The following is a 26,225-nucleotide window of genomic DNA, read 5'->3' on the forward strand; positions in this document are numbered from 1 at the left end:
GCGATGGTGGCCATGGCCGGCAGCCTTGTCAGTTGTGTTGCGCATGGCGCGGATGACGCGGTAACCGGCAATCTGCCATTGAAGCACGTCGAGGACGTTCCTCTGCCCGGACGAGCGTCACGATTCGACTACGAAAGCTATGACCCCGGCACGCATCTGCTGTTCATTGCCCATCTCGGGGACAGTGAAGTTGTGGTGTTCGATACGCGCGCGTCTCGCGTTGTCGCGCGCGTACCCGGCATCTCGTCCGTGCATGGCGTGCTGGTAGTGCCCGAACTGTCCCGCGTGTATGCATCGGCAACCGGTACAAACGAGATTGTCGCAATCGACGAGCGCACGCTAAAGATCACTGCTCGCGTGCCTGGCGGTACCTATCCGGACGGTATGGCCTATGCGCCCGATGCGCACCGACTCTTCGTTTCAGATGAAACGGGTGAAACCGAGACGGTGATCGATGTTCAGGGTAATCGTCGTGTAGCGACGATTCCGCTCGACGGGGAAGTTGGCAATTCGCAGTTTGATCCGGTGTCGCGACACATCTTTGTCAATGTGCAGACGCGAAGCCAACTGGTGGACATCGACCCAGCCACCAATACGATCGTTTCCCGTATCGATCTGCCGGGCGCGAAAGGCAATCACGGGCTGTTGATGGTTCCGGAATCTCGCCTCGCGTTGATTGCCTGCGAGGGCAACAATCGCCTGCTTGTGCTCGACATGAGGGCGGAGAAAATTATCGAGGCGTTCGATGTCGGCGGCGATCCGGATGTGCTCTCGTTCGATTCCGCGTTACGCACGGTATACGTGGCCGGTGAGGCGGGCGTCGTGTCGATGTTCGGCGTTGCGGGGAGCCGGGTGACGAAGATCGGCGACGGCAGGGTGGGCCCGAATGCACATGTCGTCAATGTAGACGCGGCGACGCATCGATCCTGGTTTCCGCTGAAAAGTGTCGATGGACATCCAGTGCTGCGGATCATGGCGCCGCAATAAGCCCCGAGCTACCGGCAGGCTAGATATTTCCTCGGGGCCATATTGTGCCGAGGGGCGCTGCGCTGCCGCACAACAGGCAGCCGATGACCAGAGTCGAATGATTCATGGTGCAATCAATTTCCCCAGAAATCCGCGAAGGACTTTTTCACCCGAGCAAACTCTCCCCAATCCCCATTGCCATGCAAAAACCCACCACCACCAGCGGCGCCATCTTCCACCGCGTCAACAGAAAAAAGCCAACACAAGCGATGGCGAAATCGATCTGCGTGCGCACCGCGCTGGTCCATACCGGCGAATAAAGCGCCGCAGCCAGTAATCCGACCACCGCCGCATTGATCCCGGCCAGCGCCGCGGACATCGCCGGCCGGCTGCGCAATGCGTGCCACCACGGCAGCGCGGCCAGCACCAGCAACAGCCCCGGCAGAAAGATCCCCACGGTAGCCAGCAGCGCGCCGCTCCAGTGGTTGGGCGGGCTCGCCATCATCCAGCCGAGAAAAGCGGCAAACGTGAAGAGCGGACCCGGCACGGCCTGCGCCGCGCCGTAGCCGGCGAGAAAGTCATTCGGCGCGACCCAGCCCGTTGCGACCGTTGCGTGCTGGAGCAGCGGCAGCACCACGTGTCCGCCGCCGAACACGAGCGCGCCCGACCGATAGAACGCTTCGAACATTCGCGTGCCTTGCGCGGTTGCGCCAATCAGAGGAAGCCCGAAGAGCAGCACGCAAAAAACGATCAACGCGGCGATGCCCACCTTGCGTGAAACGGGAAATGCACCGGAATGCGCAAGCATGGCGCGCGCATCTCCAGCGCTCGCCGAGCGGCACAGCGCAAGACCGAGCAGCGCGCCCGCGGCAATCGCGATCAGTTGTGCGTAAGCCGCGGTCAGCACGCTCAGCATGGCGATAGCGGCGAGCGCAATGCCCGCGCGGCGGCGGTCGGGGCACAGGCGCCGCGCCATGTCCCAGACTGCCTGGGCCACCACGGCCACCGCGACCAGCTTCAGCCCATGCACCACGCCTGCACCCACCGGCCCGCCCAGGTCCGGCGCGATGGCCGCGAAGACCAGCATCAAGAACACCGAGGGCAGCGTGAAGCCGCACCAGGCCGCGAGCCCGCCGGCCCATCCCGCCCGCAGCAGGCCGATCGCAAAACCGGTCTGGCTGCTGGCGGGGCCGGGCAGGAACTGGCACAGCCCGACCAGATCGGTGAAGGTCGCGTCGTCGAGCCAGCGGCGGCGCTCGACGAACTCGCGACGGAAATAGCCGAGGTGGGCAATCGGGCCGCCAAAGCTCGTCACGCCGAGCCTGAGAAAGACCAGCAGCACTTCAAGAGCGCGGCTGGCGGAGCAAATGCGAGGCGAAGACATGTCGGTATGCATGAGGGTGTGCGGGGTTTGGGCGCTCTCGATCTTATCGTCCGAATATGTCGGGAGCCAAACCGAATGCATCCCGGCAGCGCGAATCACGCGCCAGCTCTCCTGGGATGCCGGTATGCTTGTTGCGCACGAACCATCGGCCATCACGCCAGCCCTCGAAACTCATGCCCTCACGCAAGAATCATGGCACGCCGCCGCCCGCCGTTTCTCCCGCGGCGCGCAGCAGCGACGCACTCGAAGACCCGGCCCTGTTGCGCCGCCTGCTGCGCGCACGCGACCGCATGGACGCCGCCTCGCACGAGGCCTGGCCCGTCAAGCGTCTTGCCGAAGTCAGCGGCGTGTCCGAGGCGCATTTCGCGCGCTCGTTCAAGCGGGCCTTCGGCGTGCCGCCGCACCGCTACCTGCTGACGCGGCGCATCGAGCAGGCCACCACCCTGCTGCGCGACACCGAGCTCGGCGTTATGGATATCGCGTTCGCCACCGGCTGGGAGAGCCTCGGCACGTTCGGGCGCATTTTTCGCGACATCACCGGCATGAGCCCGAGCGCGATGCGCCGCGCGGCGCGCGCGAGCGGGTCCGCGTTGGGGCGTGTGCCCGCGTGCGTGCTGAAGGCCGCGCAGCGCCCCGATCTCACCATGGCAGTTTTGGAGAAGCGCCGCCGGCTTGCCCAAGCTACAGTGCGGCCATCTACCAAGGAGGTCACATGAACCAGGGCATCAATGTAGTGGGCTTGTACGTCGACGATCAAGACGAAGCGCTCGAGTTTTACGTCGGCAAACTCGGCTTTCGCGTTCATACGGATGTGCGTAACGGCACGTACCGCTGGCTGACGGTCCAGCATCCGGATCAGCCTTCGTTCCAGCTCGGCCTGTTCGCACCCGGCCCGCCCGTGCACGACGAAGCCACCGCGCAAACTCTGCGGGCCATGGTCGCCAAGGGTGCCATGCCGCCCCTCGTGCTGGCGGTGGCCGACTGCCGCGCGAGCTACGCGGCGCTCAAGGAAAAAGGCGTGGAGTTCACGCAGGAGCCGGTGGATCGCTACGGCAGCGTGGATGCCGGCTTTCGCGACCCGGCCGGCAATGGATGGAAAATGATCCAGGCGCCGGACCAGGGGCACTGAGCGGCCAGTGAGGCCCCGCCCTGACGCCTCGCTTCGAATCCCGGATGAGCGGTCCGTCCACGCGCAAGGATCGCGCTGCGCGCTGCCTTAAAATGACTCCGTGAACTCGTTCCTGCGCCTTGCGGCTTGTGCCGCGAGGCCGCAGCCCGTTACCGGAGTGACCCGATGTCCGTCGATACGAAAGCAAGCGCCGCGTCCGGCGAGGTCTGGCTGATCCGCCACGGCGAAACCGAGTGGAGCCGCAGCGGCCAGCACACGGGGCGCACGGACATCGCGTTGACCGACCATGGCCGTGAACAGGCGCGCGCGCTCGCGAGGCCGCTCGCTTTGCAGCGCTTCGACGCGGTGCTCGCGAGCCCGATGTCGCGCGCCATCGAGACCTGCCAGCTGGCGGGCCTCAGCAACGAGATGATGGTGTCGGCCGATCTGCACGAATGGGACTACGGCATTTACGAAGGCCGCACGACCGCCGAAATCCGCAAGACGGAGCCGGACTGGAATGTCTGGAATTCGCTGATCCCGCACGGCGAGAGCCTCACGCAGGTGGAGGCGCGCGCGCGTGGCGTGGTAGGGAGTTTGCTGACGATGCTCGCTCAGGGCCGATCGGGGCGGCGCATTGCCGTTTTCTCGCACGCGCATTTCCTGCGTGTGCTCGCCGGATGCTGGGTTAGCAATTCGGCGGCGCTGGGCGCGCATCTCTATCTGGACACGGCCACGCTCAGCGTGCTCGGCTTCGACCGCGAGAACCGCGCGATCCGGCGCTGGAATTCGCGGCCCGAAGGGTGCGCGTAAGGGCGCGCCGCAGCGTTTTTTCTCTTCGTGCCCCTTGCCCCTCGAAGGCGGGCATGCCGTCCCAAATCGAACAGCTCATGTTGTCGCCGTATTGAACAAGCGGCCGTTGATTTCTGCGCGCGCAAAAAAGTTTTCGCACATTTCCGGGGAGATAGTTTGCGGATAGGGTGTTGTCGGCCACGACCGGACAACGGTCATGCGTCTCGAAATCGGTCATCCAAATGGCAAGACACGTCTCCCAGGAAGACGTTGGGCGATCTTTGCGTTGGCTGGGCGGATGGGGCAACACGCAGTTTGATCCGGACGATCTGACTGCCGGCAGTCGGTTCGTAAGCGAACAGAGTTTTTTTTGTTCATAGATGTATGAATGGACGATAACCCTATCCCAAATTGAGCCATGCCGAGACGAAAGCTAATAACAACGGTGAGTGTTCTTTTAAGCCTGACTGGACATACGATGCTGGCACAATCACAACAGCCAGCCGTGATGGAGTTTCACCAACATTCTGAAGCGGAACGTAATCGCTTTTTCGACAGGCCGCAAATTAACCCTTCCCCCGGAAAAGCCTTAGTGCTACAGGGGAGCAAGGATGCGCACATCGAAGTCTGGCTACACTTGTCCTATGGAACGAACAATGAAAAATGCAACACGCAGACGTTGTTCGCTAGCATTTTGGGAGCGCCCGATGTACCTCAAACGGTAACCGATTCTGTCCGGATACCCGCTGGGAAAACAGCATTCTCTGCGAGCTTCTTTCTCGATCGATATCTGCCCGGTCGTTGCAACTGGCAACCGTTTTCAGTCAGTCACGCAGAGTTCGAACCAAGCGTGGGTCCTGGACCATACGTGATGAGCGGAGTTGTCGCGATACGGTCCGAAGGAAAACGCAAGACTAAGGTCACGTGGGTCTGCCACCGCAAACCTTCGTACCTTTCTGAGGATGAGCCGAAGCGGCTTGAATGCATAGCGGGAGAACGTTATTCGGACGAGGACACGACGGTATCGATTGACGGTGCCGTGGTGGAGGTCGACTTCACGTTGGCGCCCGATCCAGAGTCGCCTTAAGCGATCCCTCGGGGTGCGGAGCCTCCCCCAATTGTCCAGGGACTTCGCTCCACGCCCGCTCGCATAGGCTCGTGGCATTGCCTCCGAATGTCTGCTGCCAACCTCTAACTGTCCGCAACGGCTCGGTTCAGTGCATTCGCCGGCGGAACGACGGCGGCCGAACGCCAGCGTTCGCCAGCAGGCAAATTGATGGTCATCCATGAACACTGGCCTCGGACGCATCGGAGCGTGCAGCACGGTCGCATCCGCCTTCCTTGTCACGCTCAGTCTGGCTGGTGTGTGGTGGGGCTTTCCAGCGAATGTCCGGCTCTTGCGTGCTACCGCTATTGTTACAGCCTGGACCGGAGCCGGGTTGCTGGTGGGGGGCTTGGCCTTGATGATGCGCGAGCCGCGCCGGGCTGCCTTAATGGGCGGGCTAGATCTCATTTGCCAGTGGCATCATCGCAGCGGTGTCATCGGCTACGGTGCCGACGTGCTGCGCGGCTGTATAGCGCGCAGATATTGGGCTATGTCTCCCGCCGCGTCGCGAGCACTACGCATTACACCGATGAGCGTGGCAGAGGCGGCGCCGCACCACTCGCCGTAACCGACAAACCACAAGCGTTCCTCGTCGCTGGCGCGCGTCCCGTCTGTCCTCGGCAATCCGTTGGCGTCACAGATTTGTAGCGGGTCAAGATGTTTGAGTGCGGGGCGGAACCCGGTGCACCAGATCACGACATCGACGCGGGAATGCGTGCCGTCGCTCCAGACGACGCCGTCTGCATCGAAATGGCTGAACGGACGCATTGCGTGCAGCACGCCTCGCGCACGCGCCTCCCGTACCGGGGCCACCATGACGATGTCGCCCAAACCTCCTACCGGCGCCATTATCGTGCGCCCGTCGCGCAGAGCCTGCCATTTGGCTGTCGCGCGTTCGAACAAGACCCGGCCATCCACGTCGTCTGGAAGAAAAACGGGTTCCTGCAATGTCACCCACGTAGCGTTGCAGACGGTCGATACCTCTGCCAGGATTTGTGCGCCTGAGTTGCCGCCGCCCACCACCAGCACGTTTTGTCCGCGCAGATCGTCAGGATTGCGGTATTGCGCCGAATGCATCTGGCGACCCCCAAAGTTCTCGCGTCCCGGGTAGTCCGGGACATAGGGCGCGCTCCAGGTGCCGGTCGCGCTCACGACTGCCCTTGCCAGCCATTCTTCGTGAGCGGCGGTGACCAGCAGGCCATCCTGAACGCGTGAAACGGATTTGACATGAACGGGGCGCCGAACAGGGAAGTGATAACGGTCCTCATATCGCGCCAGATAGTCGATGACCTCGTTGCGCGACGGGTATGTGTCGTGTGATACGGGCATCTGCCAGCCTGGCAGCGAACTCCATTGCGCAGGCGAAAACAGGTGGAGCGAGTTCCAGGTATGTCGCCAGGCGCCTCCGGGGGCGCTCTGGTCGTCCAGCACGAAATAGTCGAGTCCCGCACGACGCAGGAAGTAGGCGGTGGCAAGGCCGGCCTGGCCACCTCCGATGACTACCACATCGATGTCTGTACGCATGAGTTTTCGTCCCATCTCCTGATTCGGATTCTGGCGGTGACGCGGCACGGCGCACGAACGGCACCTCGCAAGATCTCCCGTTCGATGTCTTTTACGGCAGATTCTCCGCTCTGTCACAAACCATATGGTCCAACCATCGTTGTGTCTCAGCTTTAGAGCGGCCACGGTACCTGTCTTGATTTACGTCAAAAAGGTCGCGACTGCCACTGCCATCATGAAAGGCCGTCAATGCGGAAGCAGAACCGCATGGGCGTCCTTCCTTTGAGGAGCAAGCTCATGAGCAACGTTGAAGTTGTCCTGTGCAGCCCGGTACGTACGGCAATTGGTACCTACGGCGGGACCCTCCGGGACCTGCCAGCGCCGACGCTTGGCGCTGCGGTTATCCGTGAAAGCCTCAAGCGCGCAGGATTGGCCGCCGACAAGGTCCATTCGCTCGTCATGGGCAATGTCATTCAGGCCGGCGTGAAGATGAATCCGGGGCGGCAGGCCGGCATCGCCGCGGGATTGCCGGTCGACGTTCCGGCGCTAACGGTCAACCGCGTGTGTGGATCGGGCGCGCAAGCCATCGCCAGTGCGGCCACCGAAATCTGGGCAGGCATGATCGAATGCGCGATCGCAGGTGGCATGGAAAACATGGATCGCAGCCCCTATCTGCTGCCGCAAGGACGTTGGGGTGCCCGGATGGGCGACGTGACGTTGTTCGACAGTATGCTGCTCGATGGGCTCAATGATGCTTTCAGCGGTCAGCATTCAGGCTGGCACACTGAAGACCTGGTGGCGAAGTGCGGCATCTCTCGCGAGGACCAGGATCGTTGGGCGCTGCGCTCCCAGCAACGCTTCGCACAGGCTCAGGACGCCGGCTTCTTCGATGCCGAAATCGTGCCGCTGGAAGTGCCGGGTCGCAAAGGGCCCACGGTGTTTGTCCGCGACGAGCACAATCGGCCAGACACCAGCGCCGAATCGCTTGCCCGACTCAAACCGGCCTTTCGCAAGGACGGGACGATTACCGCAGGCAACGCGCCCGGCCTGAACAGCGGTGCAGCTGCGCTGATCGTTGCCGGGCGAAGCTGGGCCGAACGCAATGGCCTGACACCCATGGCCCGGCTGGTCAGTTATGGCGTGGGAGCCGTGGACCCCGGTTTCTTCGGCCTAGGCCCGATTCCTGCAGTGCGACAGGCTATTGCACGCGCCCGCTGGTCTGTATCCGATGTAGATCGCGTGGAGATCAACGAGGCGTTCGCGGCGATCGCACTGGCATGCCTGCGCGAGCTGGGCTTTGCGGAAGACGTTGTCAATGCCGAGGGTGGCGCGATTGCTCATGGTCATCCGATCGGTGCGAGCGGCGCGGTGCTGACCACGCGGCTGTTGCACCAGATGCAGCGTGGCGGCGGGCGGCGCGGGATCGTGACGCTGTGCATTGGCGGAGGACAGGGCATCGCGCTGGCGCTCGAGCTTCTGTGAAAGCCCGGTAGTGGTTGCGCCCGAAAGCCATGAGCCGTTGAAGAGGTGAACCTGCCATCGGCTTGCGAGCACCACGGCGCTTGACCTGGGCTGGATCGCCTGGGAGGACAAGGGTGCGGGCGAGTCAGCGCGAAGCAGATCGGTCGAGTCTTCTTGCGCGAGTGGCGCAATGCAGTGCTGATTACCGGGCCGAAACAGGACTGGTCTTTTGAGTGAGGAAACCGGTGAAACCGCTCCAGCGCCACGCAGCGGCGCACTCGTTCTATCACCTTGGTCAGTGCGAGATGACGGGTTGCGCGTGTGCGGGCCTGGCCTGCTTTGCCGCGCGAGCCGATCAGCCGCAGCGCTGGCAGGCCGCGATCGGCCAACGTCCTGCCGTGTACTGTCTGGGCAAATGCTACGAGAGCCCCAGCGATAGCGAGCACGACATCCGCCCGTATATAGGCGCCTGCGCGCGTCATACCGTGCTGTTGAGCAACGTGCTGGCGGGCGGGGTGCGCGATCTGGCGAGCTATCTCGAACGTGGAGGTGGTGCGGCGTTCGCCAAAGCGCGTGCCATGACGCCGAACCAACTGGTGTCGATGGTGCAGGAATCCAGATTGCGTGGACGCGGCGGTGCGGGCTTTGCGGCAGGCATCAAGTGGCAGGCGCTCGCGAACGCGCCCGGGCGTACCAGGTACCTGATCGTCAACGCCGACGAGGGCGACCCCGGCGCGTTTTCCGACCGGTTTCTGCTCGAAGACGATCCATTCAGGCTGATTGAAGCGGCCGCGATCGCTGCCTACGCCGTGGGCGCATCTCGCAGCTACCTCTATCTACGCAAAGAATATCCCCGGGCCGCGCGGGTGCTTTCGGCTGCGTTACTGCAGGCGCGCGCAGCAGGGTGGCCCCACCCGTCATTCGAGCTCGAGTTGGTCGTTGGCCAGGGGGGCTACATTTGCGGCGAAGAAACTTCGCTGCTCAATGCGCTGGAGGGGCGCCGTCCCGAAGTGCGGCTACGGCCGCCCCAGATTACCGAGCATGGCCTCCAAGGTGCTCCCACGCTGGTCCACAACGTGGAGACGCTGTGCGCCGTGCCATGGATCGTCATACACGGCGCGGCCGCCTATGCCGACCTCGGATTCTCGCGCAGCCGTGGTACCAAGCTGCTCTCGCTCAATTCGCTGTTCCGGCGCCCCGGGCTGTACGAGGTGGAGTTCGGCATCTCGCTGGCGGACGTTGTCGGGCAACTGGGGCAGGGATTGCGCCGTGGCACGCTCAAAGGCTTGATGGTGGGCGGGCCGCTCGCCGGCATCGTGCCGCCAGAGTGCATGACCACGCGGCTCGGCTACGAGGAAATGCAGGCCATCGACTGCGCGGTCGGGCACGGTGGAGTCATCGCGTTTGCCGACGACACGCCCATCATCGAGATCATCGCCGAGGTGCTCCGGTTCGGCGCCCGCGAGTCCTGTGGCGAATGCACGCCCTGCCACTTCGGCACACCGCTGCTGGCGGCAATGAGCGATGCTGCAGCGGCAGGCGCTCCGATCGATGCCTCGCGCTATCAGCGCCTGATTGACGCGCTCGCGCAGACGAGCCTGTGCGGCCACGGGCGTGGGCTGGCCGAGTTCGTCCTCTCGGTGCAGCGGCACTATCGCGAGGAGTTGCGCAGATGGTTCAGCTGACGATCGATGGTATCTCTCACGAAGTCGCGGACGGCACGCTGCTGATCGATGCATTGACGGCAGCCGGCGCCGCCGTTCCCCATCTCTGTCACGACAGTCGCGTGAAGCCGTCCGGGGCGTGCCGACTGTGCGTGGTTGACGTGTCCGGTCAGGCGCGGCCCGTTCCAAGCTGCGCGTTGGAAGTGAGTGCGGGGATGGTCGTGCGCACTCGTGGCGAAGCACTCGACGCCCTGCGCCGCACTAACCTCGAGCTGATCGCCGCGCACTATCCTGCAGCGGCATGCGCCGCCGAGCCAGACCATCCATTCCATCGCCTGCTTGCCGCGCACGGCGTGGAGCCTGGAGACGTGCGACAGGAGGGGCTGTTTCAGGACGAGACGCACCCCTATATCGGCGTGGCGATGGAGCGCTGCATTTACTGCGAGCGCTGCATCCGCATTTGCGAGCAGGTGCAAGGCCAATTCGTCTGGGAGGCATGGGGGCGTGGCGACGGCACGCGCATCTCGCCCGGCAAAGGCTCGACGCTGCTCGCCGGAGGGTGCGTGGGTTGCGGTGCCTGTGTGGACAGTTGCCCCAGCGGGGCGCTGTTCGACAAACGGGTCGGCGTCGAGCCGGCTGTCTGGACACGTACAACCTGTGTGTATTGCGGAGTGGGCTGTCAACTGGACGTGGGTACGGCGCATGGCCGCGTGGTGGCGATGCGACCGGCCGACAGCCCCGTCAACCGGGGGCACGCGTGTGTAAAAGGGAGATACGCCTTCGAGTACAACCATGCTCCTGATCGCATCATGCAGCCGATGATTCGCCGCGACGGCAACTGGCAGGCAGTGAGCTGGGACGCAGCGCTCGACTTTGCCGCTTCGAAGCTCGAAGCAATCGTTGCGCGTGACGGGCCCGATGCGGTCGGCGTGCTGGGTTCGGCACGCGCGACCAACGAGGAAAACTACCTCGTGCAGAAGTTCGCCCGCGTGGTGCTCGGCACGCACAATGTCGACTGTTGTGCCCGCGTGTGTCACACGCCCAGCGCCAAAGCGCTCAAGACCATGCTGGGCGTCGGCGCCGCCACGAACAGCTTTGACGACATCGACGAGGCGAATGCCTTTCTGATTTGCGGGGCGAACCCGACGGAGGGTCACCCTGTCGTGGGCGCGCGCATCAAGCAGGCCGTGCTCAAGGGGGCGGGCCTGGTGGTCATCGATCCGCGCCGCACCGAGCTCGCGGAACTGGCGGACGTGCACCTGGCAGTGCAGCCCGGGCGCAATGTGCCGCTTTTCAATGCGCTGGCTGCCACCCTGATCGAGGAAGATCTTGTCGACCGGCACTTCCTCGCCGAGCGCGTGGAGGGCTTCGACGCCTTCGCCGCTCACGTGGCCGACTTCTTGCCCGAGAGCGTGGCCGGCGCGTGCGGCGTGCCGGCAGAGGCGATTCGGGCTGCCGCGCGGCTGTATGCGGGCGGCCGACCGTCCATGTGCTTTCATGGCCTTGGCGTGACGGAGCACCTTCAGGGCAGCGAAGGCGTGATGGCGCTCGTCAATCTGGCGCTGCTGACCGGCAACCTCGGCAAGCATGGCTCCGGCGTCAATCCTCTGCGTGGTCAAAACAATGTGCAAGGTGCGGCGCATATGGGTTGCGATCCGGCGTCGTTGACAGGCGCGCAGGCAATCGATGTCGCGGGTGCGTGCTTCGAACAGGTGTGGGGCGCCAGACTGCCGGTCAGCCGTGGCCTTGATTTGCCCAAAATGATCGACGCGGCTCGCGCAGGCCGGCTCAAGGCGCTTTGGGCAATGGGTTACGACGTCTATCTTTCTTTCGCCAATGCAAACGACACGGCCGCGGCGCTGGCACGACTTGAACTGGTGATCGTGCAGGATCTGTTCATGAACGAGACGGCGCGGTCCTTCGGTACGGTCTTCTTCCCGGTTGCCTCGTCGTTCGAAAAGGACGGCACGTTCATGAACTCCGACCGGCGTGTGCAGCGCATTCGCACGGCGCTGCCAGCCCCGGGGGAGGCACGGCCGGACTGGTGGGTCATCCAGGCGCTCGCTGCGCGCCTGGGCAAGCCGCGCGGCTTCGAGTTCACCGGCCCCGAAGCGGTCTGGGACGAAGTCCGTTCGCTATGGCCCGATGGCGCGGGGCTCACCTATGCGCGACTGGAGCACGAAGACCTTCAGTGGCCGTGCCCGGACGAAAGCCATCCGGGGACCCCCGTGCTGCATCGGGAGCGCTTCGCGGGTGCGAAGACTGCGAAACTGGCCGTGGTCGAATATGTCCCGACGGTCGAGCAACCCGACGAATCCTATCCACTGCTGCTCACCACCGGGCGCACGCTCTACCAGTTCAACGCAGGCACGATGACTCAACGCACCGCCAACCTGTTGCTGCGCGCGTCGGAAACGCTCGACATGGCGCCCGACGACGCTGCGCGCTACGGCTTCGTCGAAGGAGAAACCGTGCATATATCGAGCCGCTACGGGGCGGCGGATCTGACGGTCCATATCAGCGGGGCAATGCGGGCAGGGCAGCTATTCAGCGCTTTTCATTGTCCCGACCTGTTCATTAACCGATTGACTTCTCCGGTTCGCGACCGCCTGGTTCGTACTCCGGAATACAAGGTGGTTGCGGTGCGTGTAGAAAAGCTCGGCGACTAGCTCGGGTTCACAGGTATCTCAATGGCGCACTACCACTTGATGCACATCAAGCCAGAAGTCCGCCTGGACTTGATACTGGATTCGTCCGTCAACGTCTCGCGCAGGGTTTGGTGAGATGAAGACGGGAATTTTGCAGAGCAGCAGGCACCTCAAGGAGAATTGCAGTGACGCGGAGCAAATGTCTCGTCGTCTTCTATTCTCGATCGGGGACGACACGCGCCTTTCTGGTTGCGAATGCTATCGGCGTATTTTTCAAATGAAATACAAAGACTATTACGCGATCCTGGGCGTGGAGCGTACGGCGGCTCAGGACGACATCAAGCGCGCCTACCGCAAGCTCGCACGCAAATACCATCCGGACGTCAGCAAGCACAGTGACGCGGAGGATCGCTTCAAGGAATTGGGCGAGGCCTACGAGGTGCTCAAGGATCCGGAAAAGCGTGCAGCCTATGATCGCATGGGTACTCAATGGCGCGCCGGAGAGGAATTCCAGCCGCCGCCGAACTGGGACGAAGGATTCGAATTCAGCGGAGCGAGCGAGAATGCCGGCACGCATGCCGATCTGAATGATTTTTTCGAAGCAATGTTTGGCCGTGCACGAGCAGCGCATGCGCGGCCCTCGCATGCCACGGGACAGGATCACCATGCCAAGGTGGTCATCGATATCGAAGATGCTTATCGAGGAGCGCAGCGCTCGATTTTGCTGCAATTGCCTGTCGTCGATGCACAGGGTCATGTATCGCTGCAATCCCGTACGTTAAGCGTTGCGATTCCCAAGGGTGTGCGGGCGGGGCAGCACTTGCGGCTCGCAGGCCAGGGTGGGGCCGGAGCAGGTGGAGGGCCGGCCGGCGATCTCTATCTGGAAGTTGCGTTTCGTGAGCATCCGCACTTTCGCGTCGATGGCCCCGACGTCTTGCTCGACTTGCCGGTGGCGCCCTGGGAAGCGGCGCTTGGCGGGCCCGTCACCGTGCCGACGCCAGACGGAAGGGTGGAAATGAGGGTGCCAATGGGCTCGGCTAGCGGCAGGCGCTTGCGGCTCAAGGGCAAGGGGATTCCTGGGAACCCACCGGGGGACCTGTACGTGATCTTGAACATCGTATTGCCGCCGGCCGACAGCGAGCCAGCCAAAGCGGCGTACAACACGATGCGGCAAGCGTTCAACTTTGACCCGCGTGCGCGGCTTTATGGATAGCTCATTATGAAGAGCGCTGAGAGAACGTGTCTGGTGGGCCAGATTGTCGATGAAGACGTCGAGTTCACGCTTGTCGACATGAGTCGGATAAGCGGCGCATCGGAAGAAGAAATAACCCTTTGGGTTGCTGAAGGCGCCTTCGAGCCGAAAGGCGCCGGGCCGCAGGAATGGCGGTTCAGCGGCGCTTCGCTGGGCCGCGTACGCACCGCTTTCAGGCTGGCTCGAGACCTTCAGATCAACGCGCCGGGCATTGCGCTCGCGCTCGATCTGCTGGAGGAGATCGAGACGTTGAAAACGGGCTCTGGATGCGCGTCGGGCGACTGATTTGTCGCGGGCTTGTCGCGGGCGTTTCCCAGGCAGCAGGAGCAAAGGCTGAGTAACGGCGATAACCACGGTTAGGACGGCGACAACGGGGAATGGCCGACGGCAGCCACCGAAGCTTCAACTGCTGGACGCAGCCGCAACGGGGCGTCGGCGAGCGCGTGCACGTCGACGGTGATGTGTCGAACCCGTCGTATTGGCCTTCGCGAGTCGAGCCGTCAAACCGCCTGGGCGTCGGATCGGCAGACGCGCCGCTGGCGGCGCGTCCCTTCTCCGTCACAGTGTGCTGTTGAAGTCCTTCAATTGCCGCTCGGCCTCGTCGCGCGCGATCCCGTAGCGCTCCTGGATCCGCCCCACGAGATACTCGCTGTTGCCGCTGGCCACCTGAAGGTCGTCATCGGTCAGCTTGCCCCACTTTGCCTTCAACTTGCCGGACAGCTGCTTCCACTGGCCCTTAATTCTGTCTTCGTTCATCGTTAGCCTCATCGTCGGGTTGAGAGCCTGCGTATTCGCAAGCCGCGTGCCGCCCGATGGCCTGCATCGAGCCTCAGCCGCATCCATCACCGCCGCCGGGTGGATAAGCGGCCAGGCACACCGCCAGAATTTCGGCGCGAAGCCAGCGATGGGCGGGATCATGGTCAAGGCGCGGATGCCAGATTGACGAGACATTGAACGCAGATGTCGAGACAGGCAGTTCGAACCACTGCAGTCCATTCGCAGCCGCATGTTCAGGCGCGAAGGCATTCCCCACGCAGGAACGCGGGATGACGGCGAGCAAGTCGCCGCGACGGGCCACCTGCATGGCGCTGGTGAACGACGGCACTACCATTGCTACCTTTCGTTGCATACCGCGATCTGCCAACGCCACATCGACAGGATTCGATGCCTCACCGGATCGCGCAGTCAGCACGTGGCCGAACTCGACCCAGCGCTCAACGGACACCCCGGAATCGCGCAGAATTGGATGGCCGAGGCGGCACACGCCGACATACCGATCGCGAAAAAGCAGGCGCGTCATGATCTCGGGTGCGGAAGTCCTCACGGTGCCAATCTCGAGGTCGATTGTTCCGTCACGCAGCGGCTGCGCATCCCAATCTGGCTTCGGCGCGAAACACAGTTGAACGCGAGGCGCGATACGGCTGAGCCGCTCCATTAGCGCGGCGCCGAGAAGATCGATGAATCCTTCGCCCGCTCGTACAGCGAAGCTGCGTTCCAAAGTCGCAATATCGAATTGGTACTCCGGGGGACTGAGTACAGCCTGGGCTTCCCTCGCTAAGGCGGGGAGGCGCTGGCTCAATTGCTCGGCATAGGGTGTGAGGACCAGCGAACGGCCGGCCTGTAGCAGTAGCCGATCGCCGGTCGCCGCGCGCAGACGTGTGAGTGTGCGGCTCATGGCGGATACGCTGAGGTCCAGGCGCCGCGCCGCTGCCGTAACGCTACGTTCGGTCAACAGCGCTTCCAGAGCGGTAAGGAGATTGAGATCGACGCGAGACATGGCCCACAGCATATCGGATCGCCAGATAGCCATGGCGTTCTGTGCAACCTTGGTTTGCAGTTCAGGCGTCTGGTTCAAATCGATTGCGGTAGCCAGAATTGAAGCCATCGCAACGCTCAAGGACGACAAATCTCATGACCCACGCTCAATGTTCCTGCACGCCAACGATTCTGATCGTCGGTGCTTCGCGCGGCCTCGGGTACGCCATGGCCGCCGAATTCGTGACCAAAGGCTGGAATGTGGTCGGTACCGTGCGCGCCGGCCGAAGCCCCACATTGCTGCACGCCTTGGCGGATCAATATCCACAGAGAGTTGAGGTCGCAACGGTCGATATCACTCGGCCCGACGAAATCGATTCGCTGCACACACACCTGTCTAACCGTATGTTCGAGATTCTGTTCGTCAACGCTGGCACAACTAATCCTGATCCGACGCAGACTATAGGCGAGGTCTCCACTGTAGATTTTGTCAACCTCATGATTACGAACGCGCTGAGTCCGATGCGCGTTGTCGAGCGGCTATCCGATCTGGTGCCCGCGGCAGGGCTGATTGGCGTCATGTCGTCCGGGCAGGGCAGCGTCGCCGACAATGAGTCGGGGCAGCGTGAAGTCTATCGGGGCAGCAAGACAGCACTGAACCAGTTCATGCGCTGCTTCGCGGCACGGCAGGTCAACACGCCACGCGCCATGCTGCTGATGGCGCCGGGCTGGGTACGCACAGACCTGGGCGGCCCTGAGGGGCGGTTATCGATTGACGAGAGCGTACCCGGGATCGTTGACGTACTACTGGCCAAGCGGGGGCGTTCTGGGTTGGAGTACCTCGACTACCGTGGTCGTACCGTTCGGTGGTGACAACTCCCGGCGCGACGACCGGAGTGTCAGAGGTCCGTGCGCCGCAGCGCAGAGTGCCACTTTCGCCCCCCGGCTTTGCTGAGCAGCGAGCCGTTCCTTAAAGGGGCCGATTTTTATCCTGTCAATCAAAGACTTCTGGCTTTTTCAGCAGTTGGCCGCGGCCGTTGCAGTATCCGGGTCGCGAATACGTTCAGCCATTCGATTAGAAGCGTGCGGTCTGACTGGTGCAGTCGGCCTAACACGGCAGATACCGCCAACGCCTGGTCGTCCTCCCTGTCCGAGGTTTCCGTGACAAGCTGTGCGATGTTGCACTGGTATATCTCTGCGAGCGTTGCAAGTCGGGCGACAGTCAGGTTCGCGACGCCTCGCTCCATCCGCGAAACGGCTTCTTGTCCGATGCCGAGACGTTCGGCTACCTGTTCCTGAGTCAGTCCCGCTATCAAGCGTCGGCGCGCAATAGCCGTTCCTATGGTGCGAGCCGCAGCTTTGTTGCTGTTGTTCATATTGACCTCCTTCCGCAAAACACCACCCGAATGGTGGCAATACAACCGCTTGACATGAAGGACTTATCCGGTTGTAATCGGTCATCGTTTCAGGTGGTAATGAGTTCGCGGCAATACTTACCGCCATGGATCGAGATGCGCAGTACCTCCCATTCCTTGCGAGTGGATATAAAAGGCGTCAGCGGGGAGGGTGCTTCTTCGTCGGCGTCGGTATCCCATGCGAGCGGCCCGACGACTACGCGAGTCCGGCTCTCTGAATGCTGGATAAACCTGTCGATTTGCTTTCGGCAAGCGGACTTGCTGCAAGTGCAGGAAGCGGATATTCGATCCGTGCATCAGACGGAACCTGAGAGAAAAAATCAAACCAGGGTTGTCTATATTATCCCCCGCCAGGGGGGGTGTGGCGCATGCATGGCCGAGATCACGCGCCCGCATTAGAGGCGCAGAGCGTCCTTCAGGCGAGAAGCGCGCAGAGAGAGTCTCAGTGGCCGGTGCTGCGCAGACGCGATTCCACGGATGGCGGTTGATGGAACCAAGACATCAAAAGACTGGGACGGATGGCATCAATTATTTACTTATTGTTTTCGGTCTGCTTATGTTTTCGTTATCCCTGATCCTGCTGCTTGTCGCGGTGCTGGTGGGCGGTTCGACGTAATTCAACGCAATCAAGCCATGCTTCAAGCACGGGCTTACCCAGCGATCCGGATGCCGCCTCGCGATCCGGCTAACCAGCGAGTTGCTCCGGGCCACCAGGTTGACTCGGATCAAGCGCACGGGTTTTACACGTCCTATGTTCATCAAGAGTAACGACGCAGGCGAAGCGGTGCGCGCCGACAGACAGCGTCGTGGCAATTCGCGCGATTAGACGACGGTACGTGCAGCGATTCGTCGCCATGGCGTGGGAGATGAACGATGAACGACATATTCAGTTTCGCAGACGAATTGGGGCCCACCAGAATCATCCATGTCCACGACGCGTCGATCGGTCTTCGCGCTGTACTGGTTGTGGACAACGTCGCCGCGGGTCCGGCAATCGGCGGCCTGCGGATGGCGCCCGATGTCAGTACCGAGGAGTGCGTCCGCCTCGCACGCGCGATGACGTTCAAGAACGCTGCTGCGGGACTCGCGCACGGCGGCGGGAAGGTCGTGCTATATGGCGATCCCGGAATGCCGCGTGAGGGCAAGGAGCGTCTGATTCGGGGCCTTGCGTGCGCACTTGGTGACGTCCGCGACTACATTTTCGGACCCGACATGGGCACTGATGAAACGTGCATGGCGTGGGTCAAGGACGAAATCGGCCGCTCGGTAGGGCTGCCACGCGAGCTCGGCGGCATCCCGCTGGACCAGATTGGCGCTACGGGCTGGGGCATCGCACATGCAGCGGAAGTCGCCGTGCCGTACTGCAACTTCGAGCTCGCAGGTGCGCGCATGGTGATCCAGGGCTACGGTGCAGTGGGCCGCCATGCCGCGCATTTTCTCGCACAGAAGGGGGCGATCGTCGTCGGCGTTGCCGATTCTGGCGGCACGCTGGTGGACGCGGCCGGCATCGATCTCGCGTTACTCGACGACCTCAAGACCCAAGGCAAATCGGTGGTCGATTACCCGCGCGGCGAGAAGGCCGGGCGCGACGCGGTCGTCGACGTCGACTGCGAGATCTGGATTCCTGCCGCGCGGCCTGACGTCGTGCGCGAGGACAACGTGGCTCGTCTGAAGACGCACCTCGTGATCCAGGGCGCAAACATTCCCTTTACGCGTGGAGCCGAGGGATATCTCCATCAGAAGGGCGTGTTGTGCGTACCCGATTTCATCGCCAATGCTGGCGGAGTGATCTGCGCGGCCGTCGAGTACGCTGGCGGTAACCAGGCGATGGCGCTCGACGCGATTGCCACGAAGGTGCGCGAGAACACGCGCGCAGTGCTTGAGGCCGCGGCGGAGCATGGCCGGTTGCCGCGCGAGGCAGCGATTGAACTGGCGACTGCGCGGGTCAAGAAGGCCATGTCGTTGCGGCGCTGGGGCGCCTTCTGACCTGTCGCTTCTGGCGGCGTCGCTCGGGACGTCGCCGGGCCGCGTTTGCCCGACAATGCTTTTGCGGCCTCGCTCCTAACCAGACAGATCGCGCGCAGGCACGTAAGGCTCGCCGAGCGCACACGCCACTGCCTCGTGAGTGACACGGCCTTCGCAAATGTTCAGGCCGGCGCGCAGGTGAGCGTCGTCGGCCATGGCGCGCTTCCAGCCCTTGTCTGCAATCGTGATCGCATGGCCAAGGGTGGCATTGGTCAACCCGAACGTCGAGGTTCGCGCAACCGCGCCAGGCATGTTCGCCACGCAGTAATGGACGACGCCATCGATAACGTAGGTGGGTTGCGCGTGCGTTGTGGGATGCGAGGTTTCGAAGCATCCGCCCTGGTCAATGGCGACATCCACGACAACGGCGCCCTTTTTCATTCGGGCGATCATGTCGCGTGTAACGAGCCTGGGCGCGGCAGCACCGGGTATCAGAACCGCGCCGATGACGGCGTCTGCGCTCAGCACGGTCTTCTCGACGGCGTGAGCGCTCGAACTAAGCGTGGTGATACGGTTTCCGAAGATCAGATCGAGCTGGCGCAGCCGTTCCACGTTGGTATCGAGAATGGTCACACGTGCGCCCATGCCCACTGCCATCTGCAACGCATTGGTCCCGACCACACCCGCGCCGAGGATCGCGACATGACCGGGTGCGACGCCGGGCACGCCGGCGAGCAGCAACCCCATGCCCCCATGCGGCTTCTCCAGACTGGCGGCGGCGACCTGAATTGACATGCGGCCGGCCACTTCGCTCATTGGCGCGAGGAGCGGCAGTCCGCCGCCCGCAGCGGTGATGGTTTCGTACGCGATGCAGACCGCACCGGAAGCGATCAGTGCCGTGGCTTGCTCACGATCGGGCGCGAGATGCAGGTAGGCGTACAGGATCTGGCCCGGCCGCAACATGCTGCGCTCTGTCGCCTGGGGCTCCTTGACCTTGATGATCATGTCGGCGCGCGACCAGACTTCGCGTGCGTCGCCGCAGATCATGGCGCCTGCGGCAGAGTACGCCGCGTCCGGCAGGCCCACCGCTGCGCCGGCCTGCGTCTCGATCAGCACCGTGTGTCCGCGACGCACGAGTTCGTGGACGCTCGCGGGCGTGAGGCCGACACGATATTCCTGACTCTTGATTTCCTTAGGCACGCCGATCTGCATGTCGCCACCTCGCGGAAAAGCGTTTGATCGAATTCTCGAATTTGCGTCAGCGCTGAAGATGATCTGGATCAAACATCCGCGCGGTCGGTGAACTATCGCGTTTCCAGTCGGTTTGGCGGTGGCAATCGAATCACGTCTACGTGACCAGGCAGGTTGCCTGCGAGTTCTGCTTCCGTATATGCGAAGTACAGTACGGCGTGCCGCTTTGGGTCCAGGATTCGGACTACGTGAACGGTCTTGAATACCGGATCCACCGATTCGTCGAATACCTGCGCCTGGCGGGGAACATGGACTGGCACACTCAAGGTGGCGACCTGGTGGCACGAAACGACGACGTCAGACATGCGCCGTTTGGCTGACCCGCCGAGATTGCCGTCGTCGTGCGAACCGGACAGGTAGCAAGCGACTCCTTTCAGAAGCGGATCTTCATAGGCCGAGATTCCGATGTGCGTGCCGTAGCGCTGCGAATGGGTACCGATGCTTGCGAGTTCCTCGCCGTGAGCGGCGAGGGCGGTGAAGGCCGTGGCCAACACGGCGCCAGCCGTCAGGCCCCGCACAACAGAGCGTGCCATGTCAGTTCTCCCCCATGACGGGCGACAATCCAATGATGTTTTCCGCAAGCTCCTCCCGCTTGCCTGCCAAGCGTATTTCGTCGCTACCTCCGGCGCTTGATGCACGTCAACCTGCCATCGGGCCGGCGCGACATTTGACATTGAGGATCCATGCCGTCGGGCGGGATTTGGGGCTTGTATGTCGGCCACAATCCCGTCGGCGCAGTCGCAATCCTGGCAATGCTGCTCATCACCCGGGCTTCGGCAGCAAGGCTTCCAGGTCGACTGGGTCCGCGACGGCGAAGCCGCGCAACGGCAGTTGCGCGCGCGCTTTCCGGCGTTCGGTGGATTAAGGGTCGAGGTGTACTTTGCCGAGTTGCACGTTGATGCAGATCAACGGCCTGAAGCGGTGCGTCGTTAATGTGAATTGCACGCGGCACATCGGAGACGTGATGAAGACCGTCTTTTCCATTCAGGCAGTCAGCAAGGTCTACCCGATGGGAAGCGTCAGCGTTCGCGCGCTGAACGATGCGAGCCTCGCGCTCGGAGCCGGGGAGTTCGTGGTGCTGCTGGGCGCATCGGGCAGCGGCAAATCGACATTGCTGAACCTCATGGGTGGGCTCGACACGCCCACGAGCGGTTCCATCGTCTACCGCGACCACAGTCTCGCGCGTGCCACGGAGCGCGAACTCACGCGGTTCCGGCGTGAGCATGTGGGGTTCGTGTTTCAGTTCTATAACCTGATACCGGGGCTCACGGCACGCGAGAACATCGCGCTCGTGACCGATATCGCCGAGCAGCCGCTCGACCCCGAAGACGCATTGCGCATGGTCGGCATCGAAGCGCTCGCGGACCACTTTCCTTCGCAGATGTCGGGTGGCGAGCAGCAGCGTGTGGCCATTGCGCGGGCCGTTGCCAAGCGCCCGGATGTTCTGCTTTGCGACGAACCCACTGGCGCACTCGATTTTCGCACCGGACGACGCGTGCTCGAAGTGCTCGAACAGGTCAACCGCGAATTCGGCGCGCTTACCGTTATCGTTACGCATAACGCTGTGATCGCCGACATGGCGAGCCGCGTCGTGCGCATGAGTAGCGGCGCAATCGTGGAGGAGCGCCGCAACGCGCGGCGCTGCAGCGCCCAGGATCTGTCATGGTGAACGCCCTGACGCGCCTTTCGTGGCGAGACCTTTGGCATATGCGCGCTCAGGCGATGGCCGCGGCGCTGGTTGTCGCGTGCGGCGTCGCGACATTCGTGGCCATGCGCAGCACGTATCTGGCCTTGCAGGACGCGCAACAGGACTACTACGCGTCGTACCGCTTCGCGGATCTGTTCGTGCATTTGAAGCGGGCGCCGCTCGCGGTCGCGGCGCGCATCGCGGCGATCCCTGGGGTAGCGAGGGTACAGATGCGCGTGGTGTCGGATGTGACGCTGGACGTTCCCGGGCTGGACGAGCCAGCCACCGGTCATATCGTTTCGGTTCCCGAGAATGGCTGGCCGACGCTGAACCTGCTGCATCTGAAAAGCGGCCGTTATGTCGCGCCGGGCCGCGACGATGAAGCCATGGTGAGTGCGGCCTTCGCCGAGGCAAATGGCCTGCACGAGGGCGAGCGCATCGGTGCGGTGCTGAGCGGGCGCTGGAGATTGCTTCGTATCGTCGGCATCGCGCTGTCGCCCGAATACATCTATGAAGCAGGTGCGGGGTCGATTTTTCCTGACAATCGTCACTACGGCGTGCTGTGGATGGGCAACGACGCCGTCTCTGCCGCCTTTCGCATGGACGGTGCGTTCAACGACCTCGTCCTCGCGCTCGATGGCCGCGCCGTGGTGCCCGCAATCATCGCGCGTATCGACCGGGAACTGGCCGCCTATGGCGGGCTAGGTACACTCACGCGGGAAGACCAGATATCGAACCGCTTCATATCGGACGAAATCGCGCAAAACCGCATCACGGCCACTTATGTTCCCGCCATTTTTCTGTGTGTGGCCATGTTCCTGCTGCAGAACGTCATGAGCCGGCTGATCGACACGCAGCGCGCCCAGATCGGCCTCATGAAAGCGTTCGGATATGGCAACGCACGCATCGCATGGCATTACCTGCAGTTTGCCTGTCTGATAGGCGCGGCGGGGGCGCTCGCCGGCGTGGCCGGCGGTCTCGCGCTGGGCTCTTCGCTGACCGGTCTGTACGCTCGCTATTATCACTTCGCACACCTTGAATTTCGCGCCGACTTGACGGCGTTGATCGGGGCGTTCGGCGTGAGCCTCGCGGCCGCCATGGCCGGTGCGGCGGTCAGTGTCGTCAAGGCTGCCAGGCTGATGCCCGTCGACGCGCTACGCCCGCCGTTGCCGCCCGATTTCGCGGCGGGATGGGCCGAGCGGCTCGGGATCTTCCGGCATCTGGGCGTGACCTGGCGGATGATCGCGCGCAGTATCACGCGGCAGCCACTCAAGTCCTTGCTCTCGTGCCTTGCAATGGCCTGTGCGAGCGCGATCCTCGTGACGGGCGGGTTCTTCTTCGACGCGATCGATTATCTGTTCGACGTGCAGTTTCAGCGCGTCGAGAGGCAGGACGTGACCATCGCCTTCGCCCAGCCGTTGTCACACCGCGCGATTCATGCGCTGCAACGGCTGCCCGGCGTGTTGCGAGTCGAGCCCTTTCGCGACGTGTCCGTCAAGCTTACCGCCGGGTATCGGTCGCGCCGTGTCGTCCTGAGCGGCGTTGCGCCTGAAGCGCAAATGCATCGGCTGGTCAATGACCGGAGCGTGCCGCTGCGTGTCGCGCCAGACGGATTGATGATCTCGTCGCAGCTAGCAGACTCGCTCGGAGTGCGCGCCGGTGATCCGGTCACGGTCGACGTGCTGGAAGGCAAGCGACGAACACAAAGGGTCGTCGTGGCGGGTCGTGTCGGCGAACTGGTGGGCGTTCGTGCGTACATGGATGAGCAGGCGCTCGCGCGTCTGCTTGGCGAAAGCGGGAACTGGAGCGGCGCGTGGCTGCAGGTAGACGCGCGCGCGCTCGACCATTTGTACGCGGATCTCAAACGTATGCCGTCGGTCAATGCGGTCGCCGTGCGCCAGTCGGTGATCGACAGCTTTCGCAAGATCATGAATGAAAGCATGCGCGTTTCCACATCGATCAATTTTGTGTTTGCCTGCATTATCGCGTTTGGTGTCGCATTCAACGGCATGCGTCTCGCTTACTCCGAGCGTGTCCAGCAACTGGCGTCGCTGCGCGTGCTTGGCTTTACGCGGACGGAAGTCGCGTGGATTCTGCTTGGGGAGCAGTGTGTCCTTACCGCGTTGGCCACACCTGCCGGGCTGGTACTCGGCTATGGCGTGTGCGCGCTGCTGGCCAAACGGCTCGCAACGGATCCTTACCGGCTGCCCCTCGTGATCGAGCCCTCCACATTCGCCTATGCGTTCATCGTGACAGCGGGTGCGGTCGCCAGCTCCGGCCTTGTGGTGGCGTGGAAAATCAAACGTCTCGATATCGTGGCTGTGCTCAAGGCGAGGGAGTCATGAAGCGCGGCAGCAAACGCACATTGTGCGTTCTGGCAGTGGCCACGCTCGTGCTTGGGTTGATGCTCGCCTACGCGTTCTGGCCGGCGCCGATGTCCGCCGAGACGGCATTGATAAGCCGCGGTCAGATGCGCGTCACGATTGATGAGGACGGCGAAGTTCGTGCGCACGATCGTTACGTGGTCACCGCACCTGTCACCGGGCGCCTGCTGCGCGTGGCGTTGCGCGAAGGCGACCGGGTCCGCGCTAGGCAAATCCTCGCGGTGCTGGTGCCGGTGCCGATGACGCCCGGCGAAACCGCCGGACAGCATGCGCGTGTGGAAGCCGCCGAGGCGTCGTATCGTGAGGCCCAGGCCCGCGTGGACCATGCGCGCGCCGATCTCGCCCAGGCGCGTCGGGAGCGTGAGAGAGGGCAGAGCCTGGTCGATCTTGGCGCGATCTCGAGGCAGGGTATGGAGCAGTTGCGTGCCATCGAAACGTTGGACATGAGCGATCTGGAAGCGGCGCGCGCTCGCGAGCGGTCGGCGGCCGCGGAAGTCCGGGCCGCGACGGCAAATCTCAAGGCGCTCGAAGCTGGGCAACCCGTCGAAGTCCGCGCCCCCGTCGATGCTGCACTGCTGCGCGTCGACGAGAAGAGCGAGCGGGTGGTGCCGGCGGGTACGCCGCTGATGCTGATGGCAGATCCGTCGCGCTACGAGGTAATCGTCGACGTCCTGTCGACCGATGCGGTCAAGATCAGTCCTGGTATGCGCGTTTCGGTGGAAGACCGGGGCGGCGACGTGCCGTTCGACGCCAGAGTGCGCATGGTCGAACCCGGGGCATACACGAAGATATCGGCGCTGGGCGTGGAAGAGCAGCGGGTCCACGTAATCGCCGACCTCAAAGGACCGCCGGGGCGCCTGAGCGACGGCTATCGCGTGCTCGGCCGGATTGTCATCTGGGAGCGCGACGACGTGCTGCGCGTGCCGATCGGCGCGCTGTTCAGATGCGCTGAGCAGTGGTGCGTGTTTGCCGTCGAGCGTGGCCGGGCGGTACAGCGCATGGTTCGCATCGGGCAGCGAAATGCCGAAACAGCCCAGGTGCTGGATGGCCTGCGCGACAAAGACACCGTGGTCGTGTATCCGCCGACGCTGTTGACGGGAAATGCGCGGGTGCGATCGCAATAGAGATAGAGGGTGTGGGCAACGCGATTTAGTTCGGTATCCATGGGAAATATGCAAGAGTTGATATGCATCAATCGGACCTCGCCTTGCCGATCTCAGCATTTCAATATCAAGTCCAGACACGTACACCACGCGTTCCGGGTTTCGAACACTCCGCTCACGAAATCGAGGCGATCATGCAGAAGATCATGAAACTCCTGTTGGCTGTACTGGTGATATTTTTGGGTACAACGGCCGGCGCGGCTCATGCGGACGCGTTGAATCGAAGTACGACAAAAAGCGGGTTGACGGTGCACTTCGGCGTGGTGCCTGCAGACAAGGCGATGGTGGTCGAGCGAGGGGCGAGCGCACCCGAGGATACGCAGGCACATGGGGGATCCAGCTACCATCTGGTTGTCGCGTTGTTCGACAAGTCGACCGGTGCGCGTATCGACGATGCAACCGTGACCGCGAAAGTAACCAGCCCGGCGCACAAGTCGCGGGCGCAACCCCAGGTCAAGCTTCTGCAGGCGTTGCGAATCAACGATACGGTGACCTATGGCAACTACTTCGAGATGCCGTGGCAAGGGCGTTATCGCATCGACCTTTCGGTCACGAGAAAAGGCAACGCCGAACCGACTCACATCCGGCTCGCCTACGACCAGCATTTCTGAGCAGGTGCCGCGCTGGCCAGTCATTCATGGGTGATTCATGGCAGGGGCGTATAGATAAGCCACTTTGTTCCGAAACATGCGGTGTATAAAACCATCGTTTCGATATTCAAA

The 26,225-nt window shown here is 62.8% G+C and carries 23 protein-coding genes; 16 read left to right on the forward strand and 7 right to left on the reverse strand.

What is annotated here, in order from left to right:
• Nucleotides 1-12 precede the first annotated feature (12 nt).
• On the forward strand, nucleotides 13-987 hold the full coding sequence (locus tag PWP93_RS29300) for a hypothetical protein (RefSeq protein WP_421047700.1): 975 nt from the start codon (nucleotides 13-15) through the stop codon (nucleotides 985-987).
• A 145-nt stretch (nucleotides 988-1,132) separates the two neighbouring features.
• Here the strand turns inward: PWP93_RS29300 and chrA are convergent, their stop codons facing one another.
• Nucleotides 1,133-2,362, reverse strand: a complete 1,230-nt coding sequence (gene chrA, locus PWP93_RS29305) for a chromate efflux transporter (protein ID WP_421047154.1) — start codon at nucleotides 2,360-2,362, stop codon at nucleotides 1,133-1,135.
• Between the two features lie 161 nt (nucleotides 2,363-2,523).
• Here chrA and PWP93_RS29310 point away from each other — a divergent pair, with 161 nt between their 5' ends.
• The 4 genes from PWP93_RS29310 to PWP93_RS29325 all read left to right on the forward strand — a co-directional run bounded on the left by PWP93_RS29310 (nucleotide 2,524) and on the right by PWP93_RS29325 (nucleotide 5,337).
• On the forward strand, nucleotides 2,524-3,066 hold the full coding sequence (locus tag PWP93_RS29310) for a helix-turn-helix domain-containing protein (RefSeq protein ID WP_421047155.1): 543 nt from the start codon (nucleotides 2,524-2,526) through the stop codon (nucleotides 3,064-3,066).
• Nucleotides 3,063-3,479: a VOC family protein gene (locus PWP93_RS29315; protein ID WP_421028401.1), complete on the forward strand. Its 417-nt coding sequence runs from the start codon at nucleotides 3,063-3,065 to the stop codon at nucleotides 3,477-3,479. Before PWP93_RS29310 ends, PWP93_RS29315 begins: the two co-directional genes overlap by 4 nt.
• Nucleotides 3,480-3,644: 165 nt before the next feature.
• Nucleotides 3,645-4,271 carry a histidine phosphatase family protein gene (locus tag PWP93_RS29320; protein ID WP_421047156.1) on the forward strand — a complete coding sequence of 209 codons (627 nt, stop codon included), beginning with the start codon at nucleotides 3,645-3,647 and terminating at the stop codon, nucleotides 4,269-4,271.
• A gap of 457 nt (nucleotides 4,272-4,728) precedes the next feature.
• The gene (locus PWP93_RS29325; RefSeq protein ID WP_421047157.1) at nucleotides 4,729-5,337 is read left to right on the forward strand and encodes a hypothetical protein; all 609 of its coding nucleotides are present in this window, start codon (nucleotides 4,729-4,731) and stop codon (nucleotides 5,335-5,337) included.
• Between the two features lie 459 nt (nucleotides 5,338-5,796).
• Here PWP93_RS29325 and PWP93_RS29330 read toward each other — a convergent pair whose 3' ends face one another.
• A complete protein-coding gene (locus tag PWP93_RS29330; RefSeq protein WP_421047158.1) occupies nucleotides 5,797-6,879 on the reverse strand; it encodes an ArsO family NAD(P)H-dependent flavin-containing monooxygenase in 1,083 nt (360 codons plus the stop codon).
• A gap of 276 nt (nucleotides 6,880-7,155) precedes the next feature.
• Here PWP93_RS29330 and PWP93_RS29335 point away from each other — a divergent pair, with 276 nt between their 5' ends.
• The 5 genes from PWP93_RS29335 to PWP93_RS29355 all read left to right on the forward strand — a co-directional run bounded on the left by PWP93_RS29335 (nucleotide 7,156) and on the right by PWP93_RS29355 (nucleotide 14,168).
• On the forward strand, nucleotides 7,156-8,340 hold the full coding sequence (locus tag PWP93_RS29335; protein ID WP_421028408.1) for a thiolase family protein: 1,185 nt from the start codon (nucleotides 7,156-7,158) through the stop codon (nucleotides 8,338-8,340).
• 224 nt (nucleotides 8,341-8,564) lie between these two features.
• On the forward strand, nucleotides 8,565-10,004 hold the full coding sequence (locus PWP93_RS29340; protein ID WP_421047159.1) for an NADH-ubiquinone oxidoreductase-F iron-sulfur binding region domain-containing protein: 1,440 nt from the start codon (nucleotides 8,565-8,567) through the stop codon (nucleotides 10,002-10,004).
• Nucleotides 9,992-12,652 carry a formate dehydrogenase subunit alpha gene (gene fdhF, locus PWP93_RS29345; RefSeq protein WP_421047160.1) on the forward strand — a complete coding sequence of 887 codons (2,661 nt, stop codon included), beginning with the start codon at nucleotides 9,992-9,994 and terminating at the stop codon, nucleotides 12,650-12,652. The genes PWP93_RS29340 and fdhF overlap by 13 nt, the downstream gene beginning before the upstream one ends.
• A gap of 256 nt (nucleotides 12,653-12,908) precedes the next feature.
• Nucleotides 12,909-13,844 carry a DnaJ C-terminal domain-containing protein gene (locus tag PWP93_RS29350; RefSeq protein WP_421047701.1) on the forward strand — a complete coding sequence of 312 codons (936 nt, stop codon included), beginning with the start codon at nucleotides 12,909-12,911 and terminating at the stop codon, nucleotides 13,842-13,844.
• A gap of 6 nt (nucleotides 13,845-13,850) precedes the next feature.
• Nucleotides 13,851-14,168 carry a chaperone modulator CbpM gene (locus tag PWP93_RS29355; RefSeq protein WP_421047161.1) on the forward strand — a complete coding sequence of 106 codons (318 nt, stop codon included), beginning with the start codon at nucleotides 13,851-13,853 and terminating at the stop codon, nucleotides 14,166-14,168.
• Nucleotides 14,169-14,441: 273 nt separating this feature from the next.
• Here the strand turns inward: PWP93_RS29355 and PWP93_RS29360 are convergent, their stop codons facing one another.
• Both PWP93_RS29360 and PWP93_RS29365 read right to left on the reverse strand, forming a co-directional pair.
• On the reverse strand, nucleotides 14,442-14,639 hold the full coding sequence (locus PWP93_RS29360) for a CsbD family protein (protein ID WP_421028412.1): 198 nt from the start codon (nucleotides 14,637-14,639) through the stop codon (nucleotides 14,442-14,444).
• A gap of 73 nt (nucleotides 14,640-14,712) precedes the next feature.
• The gene (locus PWP93_RS29365) at nucleotides 14,713-15,660 is read right to left on the reverse strand and encodes a LysR family transcriptional regulator (protein ID WP_421047702.1); all 948 of its coding nucleotides are present in this window, start codon (nucleotides 15,658-15,660) and stop codon (nucleotides 14,713-14,715) included.
• 134 nt (nucleotides 15,661-15,794) lie between these two features.
• Between PWP93_RS29365 and PWP93_RS29370 the strand changes: the two genes are divergently transcribed.
• Complete coding sequence (locus PWP93_RS29370; RefSeq protein WP_421047162.1) at nucleotides 15,795-16,511, forward strand: SDR family NAD(P)-dependent oxidoreductase; 717 nt, start codon at nucleotides 15,795-15,797, stop codon at nucleotides 16,509-16,511.
• 125 nt (nucleotides 16,512-16,636) lie between these two features.
• Here PWP93_RS29370 and PWP93_RS29375 read toward each other — a convergent pair whose 3' ends face one another.
• Nucleotides 16,637-17,014, reverse strand: coding sequence for a helix-turn-helix domain-containing protein (locus PWP93_RS29375; protein WP_421028414.1), 378 nt, complete (start codon nucleotides 17,012-17,014; stop codon nucleotides 16,637-16,639).
• A gap of 912 nt (nucleotides 17,015-17,926) precedes the next feature.
• On the opposite strand from PWP93_RS29375, the gene PWP93_RS29380 reads away from it, so the two are divergent.
• Nucleotides 17,927-19,039 carry a Glu/Leu/Phe/Val family dehydrogenase gene (locus PWP93_RS29380; protein WP_421047163.1) on the forward strand — a complete coding sequence of 371 codons (1,113 nt, stop codon included), beginning with the start codon at nucleotides 17,927-17,929 and terminating at the stop codon, nucleotides 19,037-19,039.
• 75 nt (nucleotides 19,040-19,114) lie between these two features.
• Here the strand turns inward: PWP93_RS29380 and ald are convergent, their stop codons facing one another.
• Together ald and PWP93_RS29390 are read right to left on the reverse strand one after the other, a co-directional pair.
• Entirely contained in the window at nucleotides 19,115-20,230 is a 1,116-nt protein-coding gene (ald, locus tag PWP93_RS29385; RefSeq protein ID WP_421047164.1) for an alanine dehydrogenase, read from the reverse strand.
• A 92-nt stretch (nucleotides 20,231-20,322) separates the two neighbouring features.
• The gene (locus tag PWP93_RS29390; RefSeq protein ID WP_421047165.1) at nucleotides 20,323-20,802 is read right to left on the reverse strand and encodes a CreA family protein; all 480 of its coding nucleotides are present in this window, start codon (nucleotides 20,800-20,802) and stop codon (nucleotides 20,323-20,325) included.
• A gap of 431 nt (nucleotides 20,803-21,233) precedes the next feature.
• Here PWP93_RS29390 and PWP93_RS29395 point away from each other — a divergent pair, with 431 nt between their 5' ends.
• From PWP93_RS29395 to PWP93_RS29410, 4 genes are all read left to right on the forward strand, one after another.
• Nucleotides 21,234-21,938: an ABC transporter ATP-binding protein gene (locus tag PWP93_RS29395; protein ID WP_421047166.1), complete on the forward strand. Its 705-nt coding sequence runs from the start codon at nucleotides 21,234-21,236 to the stop codon at nucleotides 21,936-21,938.
• Nucleotides 21,932-24,301 carry an ABC transporter permease gene (locus tag PWP93_RS29400; protein WP_421047167.1) on the forward strand — a complete coding sequence of 790 codons (2,370 nt, stop codon included), beginning with the start codon at nucleotides 21,932-21,934 and terminating at the stop codon, nucleotides 24,299-24,301. Before PWP93_RS29395 ends, PWP93_RS29400 begins: the two co-directional genes overlap by 7 nt.
• Entirely contained in the window at nucleotides 24,298-25,464 is a 1,167-nt protein-coding gene (locus PWP93_RS29405) for an efflux RND transporter periplasmic adaptor subunit (RefSeq protein ID WP_421047168.1), read from the forward strand. The genes PWP93_RS29400 and PWP93_RS29405 overlap by 4 nt, the downstream gene beginning before the upstream one ends.
• A gap of 173 nt (nucleotides 25,465-25,637) precedes the next feature.
• The gene (locus PWP93_RS29410; RefSeq protein WP_421047169.1) at nucleotides 25,638-26,114 is read left to right on the forward strand and encodes a hypothetical protein; all 477 of its coding nucleotides are present in this window, start codon (nucleotides 25,638-25,640) and stop codon (nucleotides 26,112-26,114) included.
• Nucleotides 26,115-26,225: the final 111 nt, after the last annotated feature.

Origin of the sequence: Paraburkholderia sp. A1RI-2L (assembly GCF_048957375.1) — a bacterium.
Taxonomy (GTDB): domain Bacteria; phylum Pseudomonadota; class Gammaproteobacteria; order Burkholderiales; family Burkholderiaceae; genus Paraburkholderia.

Coding starts and splice junctions, on each gene's coding strand:
- PWP93_RS29300 (WP_421047700.1), top strand. CDS start 13: ATGGCCGGCAGCCTTGTCAGTTGTGTTGCGCATGGCGCGGATGACGCG.
- chrA (WP_421047154.1), bottom strand. CDS start 2,362: ATGCATACCGACATGTCTTCGCCTCGCATTTGCTCCGCCAGCCGCGCT.
- PWP93_RS29310 (WP_421047155.1), top strand. CDS start 2,524: ATGCCCTCACGCAAGAATCATGGCACGCCGCCGCCCGCCGTTTCTCCC.
- PWP93_RS29315 (WP_421028401.1), top strand. CDS start 3,063: ATGAACCAGGGCATCAATGTAGTGGGCTTGTACGTCGACGATCAAGAC.
- PWP93_RS29320 (WP_421047156.1), top strand. CDS start 3,645: ATGTCCGTCGATACGAAAGCAAGCGCCGCGTCCGGCGAGGTCTGGCTG.
- PWP93_RS29325 (WP_421047157.1), top strand. CDS start 4,729: ATGCTGGCACAATCACAACAGCCAGCCGTGATGGAGTTTCACCAACAT.
- PWP93_RS29330 (WP_421047158.1), bottom strand. CDS start 6,879: ATGCGTACAGACATCGATGTGGTAGTCATCGGAGGTGGCCAGGCCGGC.
- PWP93_RS29335 (WP_421028408.1), top strand. CDS start 7,156: ATGAGCAACGTTGAAGTTGTCCTGTGCAGCCCGGTACGTACGGCAATT.
- fdhF (WP_421047160.1), top strand. CDS start 9,992: ATGGTTCAGCTGACGATCGATGGTATCTCTCACGAAGTCGCGGACGGC.
- PWP93_RS29350 (WP_421047701.1), top strand. CDS start 12,909: ATGAAATACAAAGACTATTACGCGATCCTGGGCGTGGAGCGTACGGCG.
- PWP93_RS29355 (WP_421047161.1), top strand. CDS start 13,851: ATGAAGAGCGCTGAGAGAACGTGTCTGGTGGGCCAGATTGTCGATGAA.
- PWP93_RS29360 (WP_421028412.1), bottom strand. CDS start 14,639: ATGAACGAAGACAGAATTAAGGGCCAGTGGAAGCAGCTGTCCGGCAAG.
- PWP93_RS29365 (WP_421047702.1), bottom strand. CDS start 15,660: ATGTCTCGCGTCGATCTCAATCTCCTTACCGCTCTGGAAGCGCTGTTG.
- PWP93_RS29370 (WP_421047162.1), top strand. CDS start 15,795: ATGACCCACGCTCAATGTTCCTGCACGCCAACGATTCTGATCGTCGGT.
- PWP93_RS29375 (WP_421028414.1), bottom strand. CDS start 17,014: ATGAACAACAGCAACAAAGCTGCGGCTCGCACCATAGGAACGGCTATT.
- PWP93_RS29380 (WP_421047163.1), top strand. CDS start 17,927: ATGAACGACATATTCAGTTTCGCAGACGAATTGGGGCCCACCAGAATC.
- ald (WP_421047164.1), bottom strand. CDS start 20,230: ATGCAGATCGGCGTGCCTAAGGAAATCAAGAGTCAGGAATATCGTGTC.
- PWP93_RS29390 (WP_421047165.1), bottom strand. CDS start 20,802: ATGGCACGCTCTGTTGTGCGGGGCCTGACGGCTGGCGCCGTGTTGGCC.
- PWP93_RS29395 (WP_421047166.1), top strand. CDS start 21,234: ATGAAGACCGTCTTTTCCATTCAGGCAGTCAGCAAGGTCTACCCGATG.
- PWP93_RS29400 (WP_421047167.1), top strand. CDS start 21,932: ATGGTGAACGCCCTGACGCGCCTTTCGTGGCGAGACCTTTGGCATATG.
- PWP93_RS29405 (WP_421047168.1), top strand. CDS start 24,298: ATGAAGCGCGGCAGCAAACGCACATTGTGCGTTCTGGCAGTGGCCACG.
- PWP93_RS29410 (WP_421047169.1), top strand. CDS start 25,638: ATGCAGAAGATCATGAAACTCCTGTTGGCTGTACTGGTGATATTTTTG.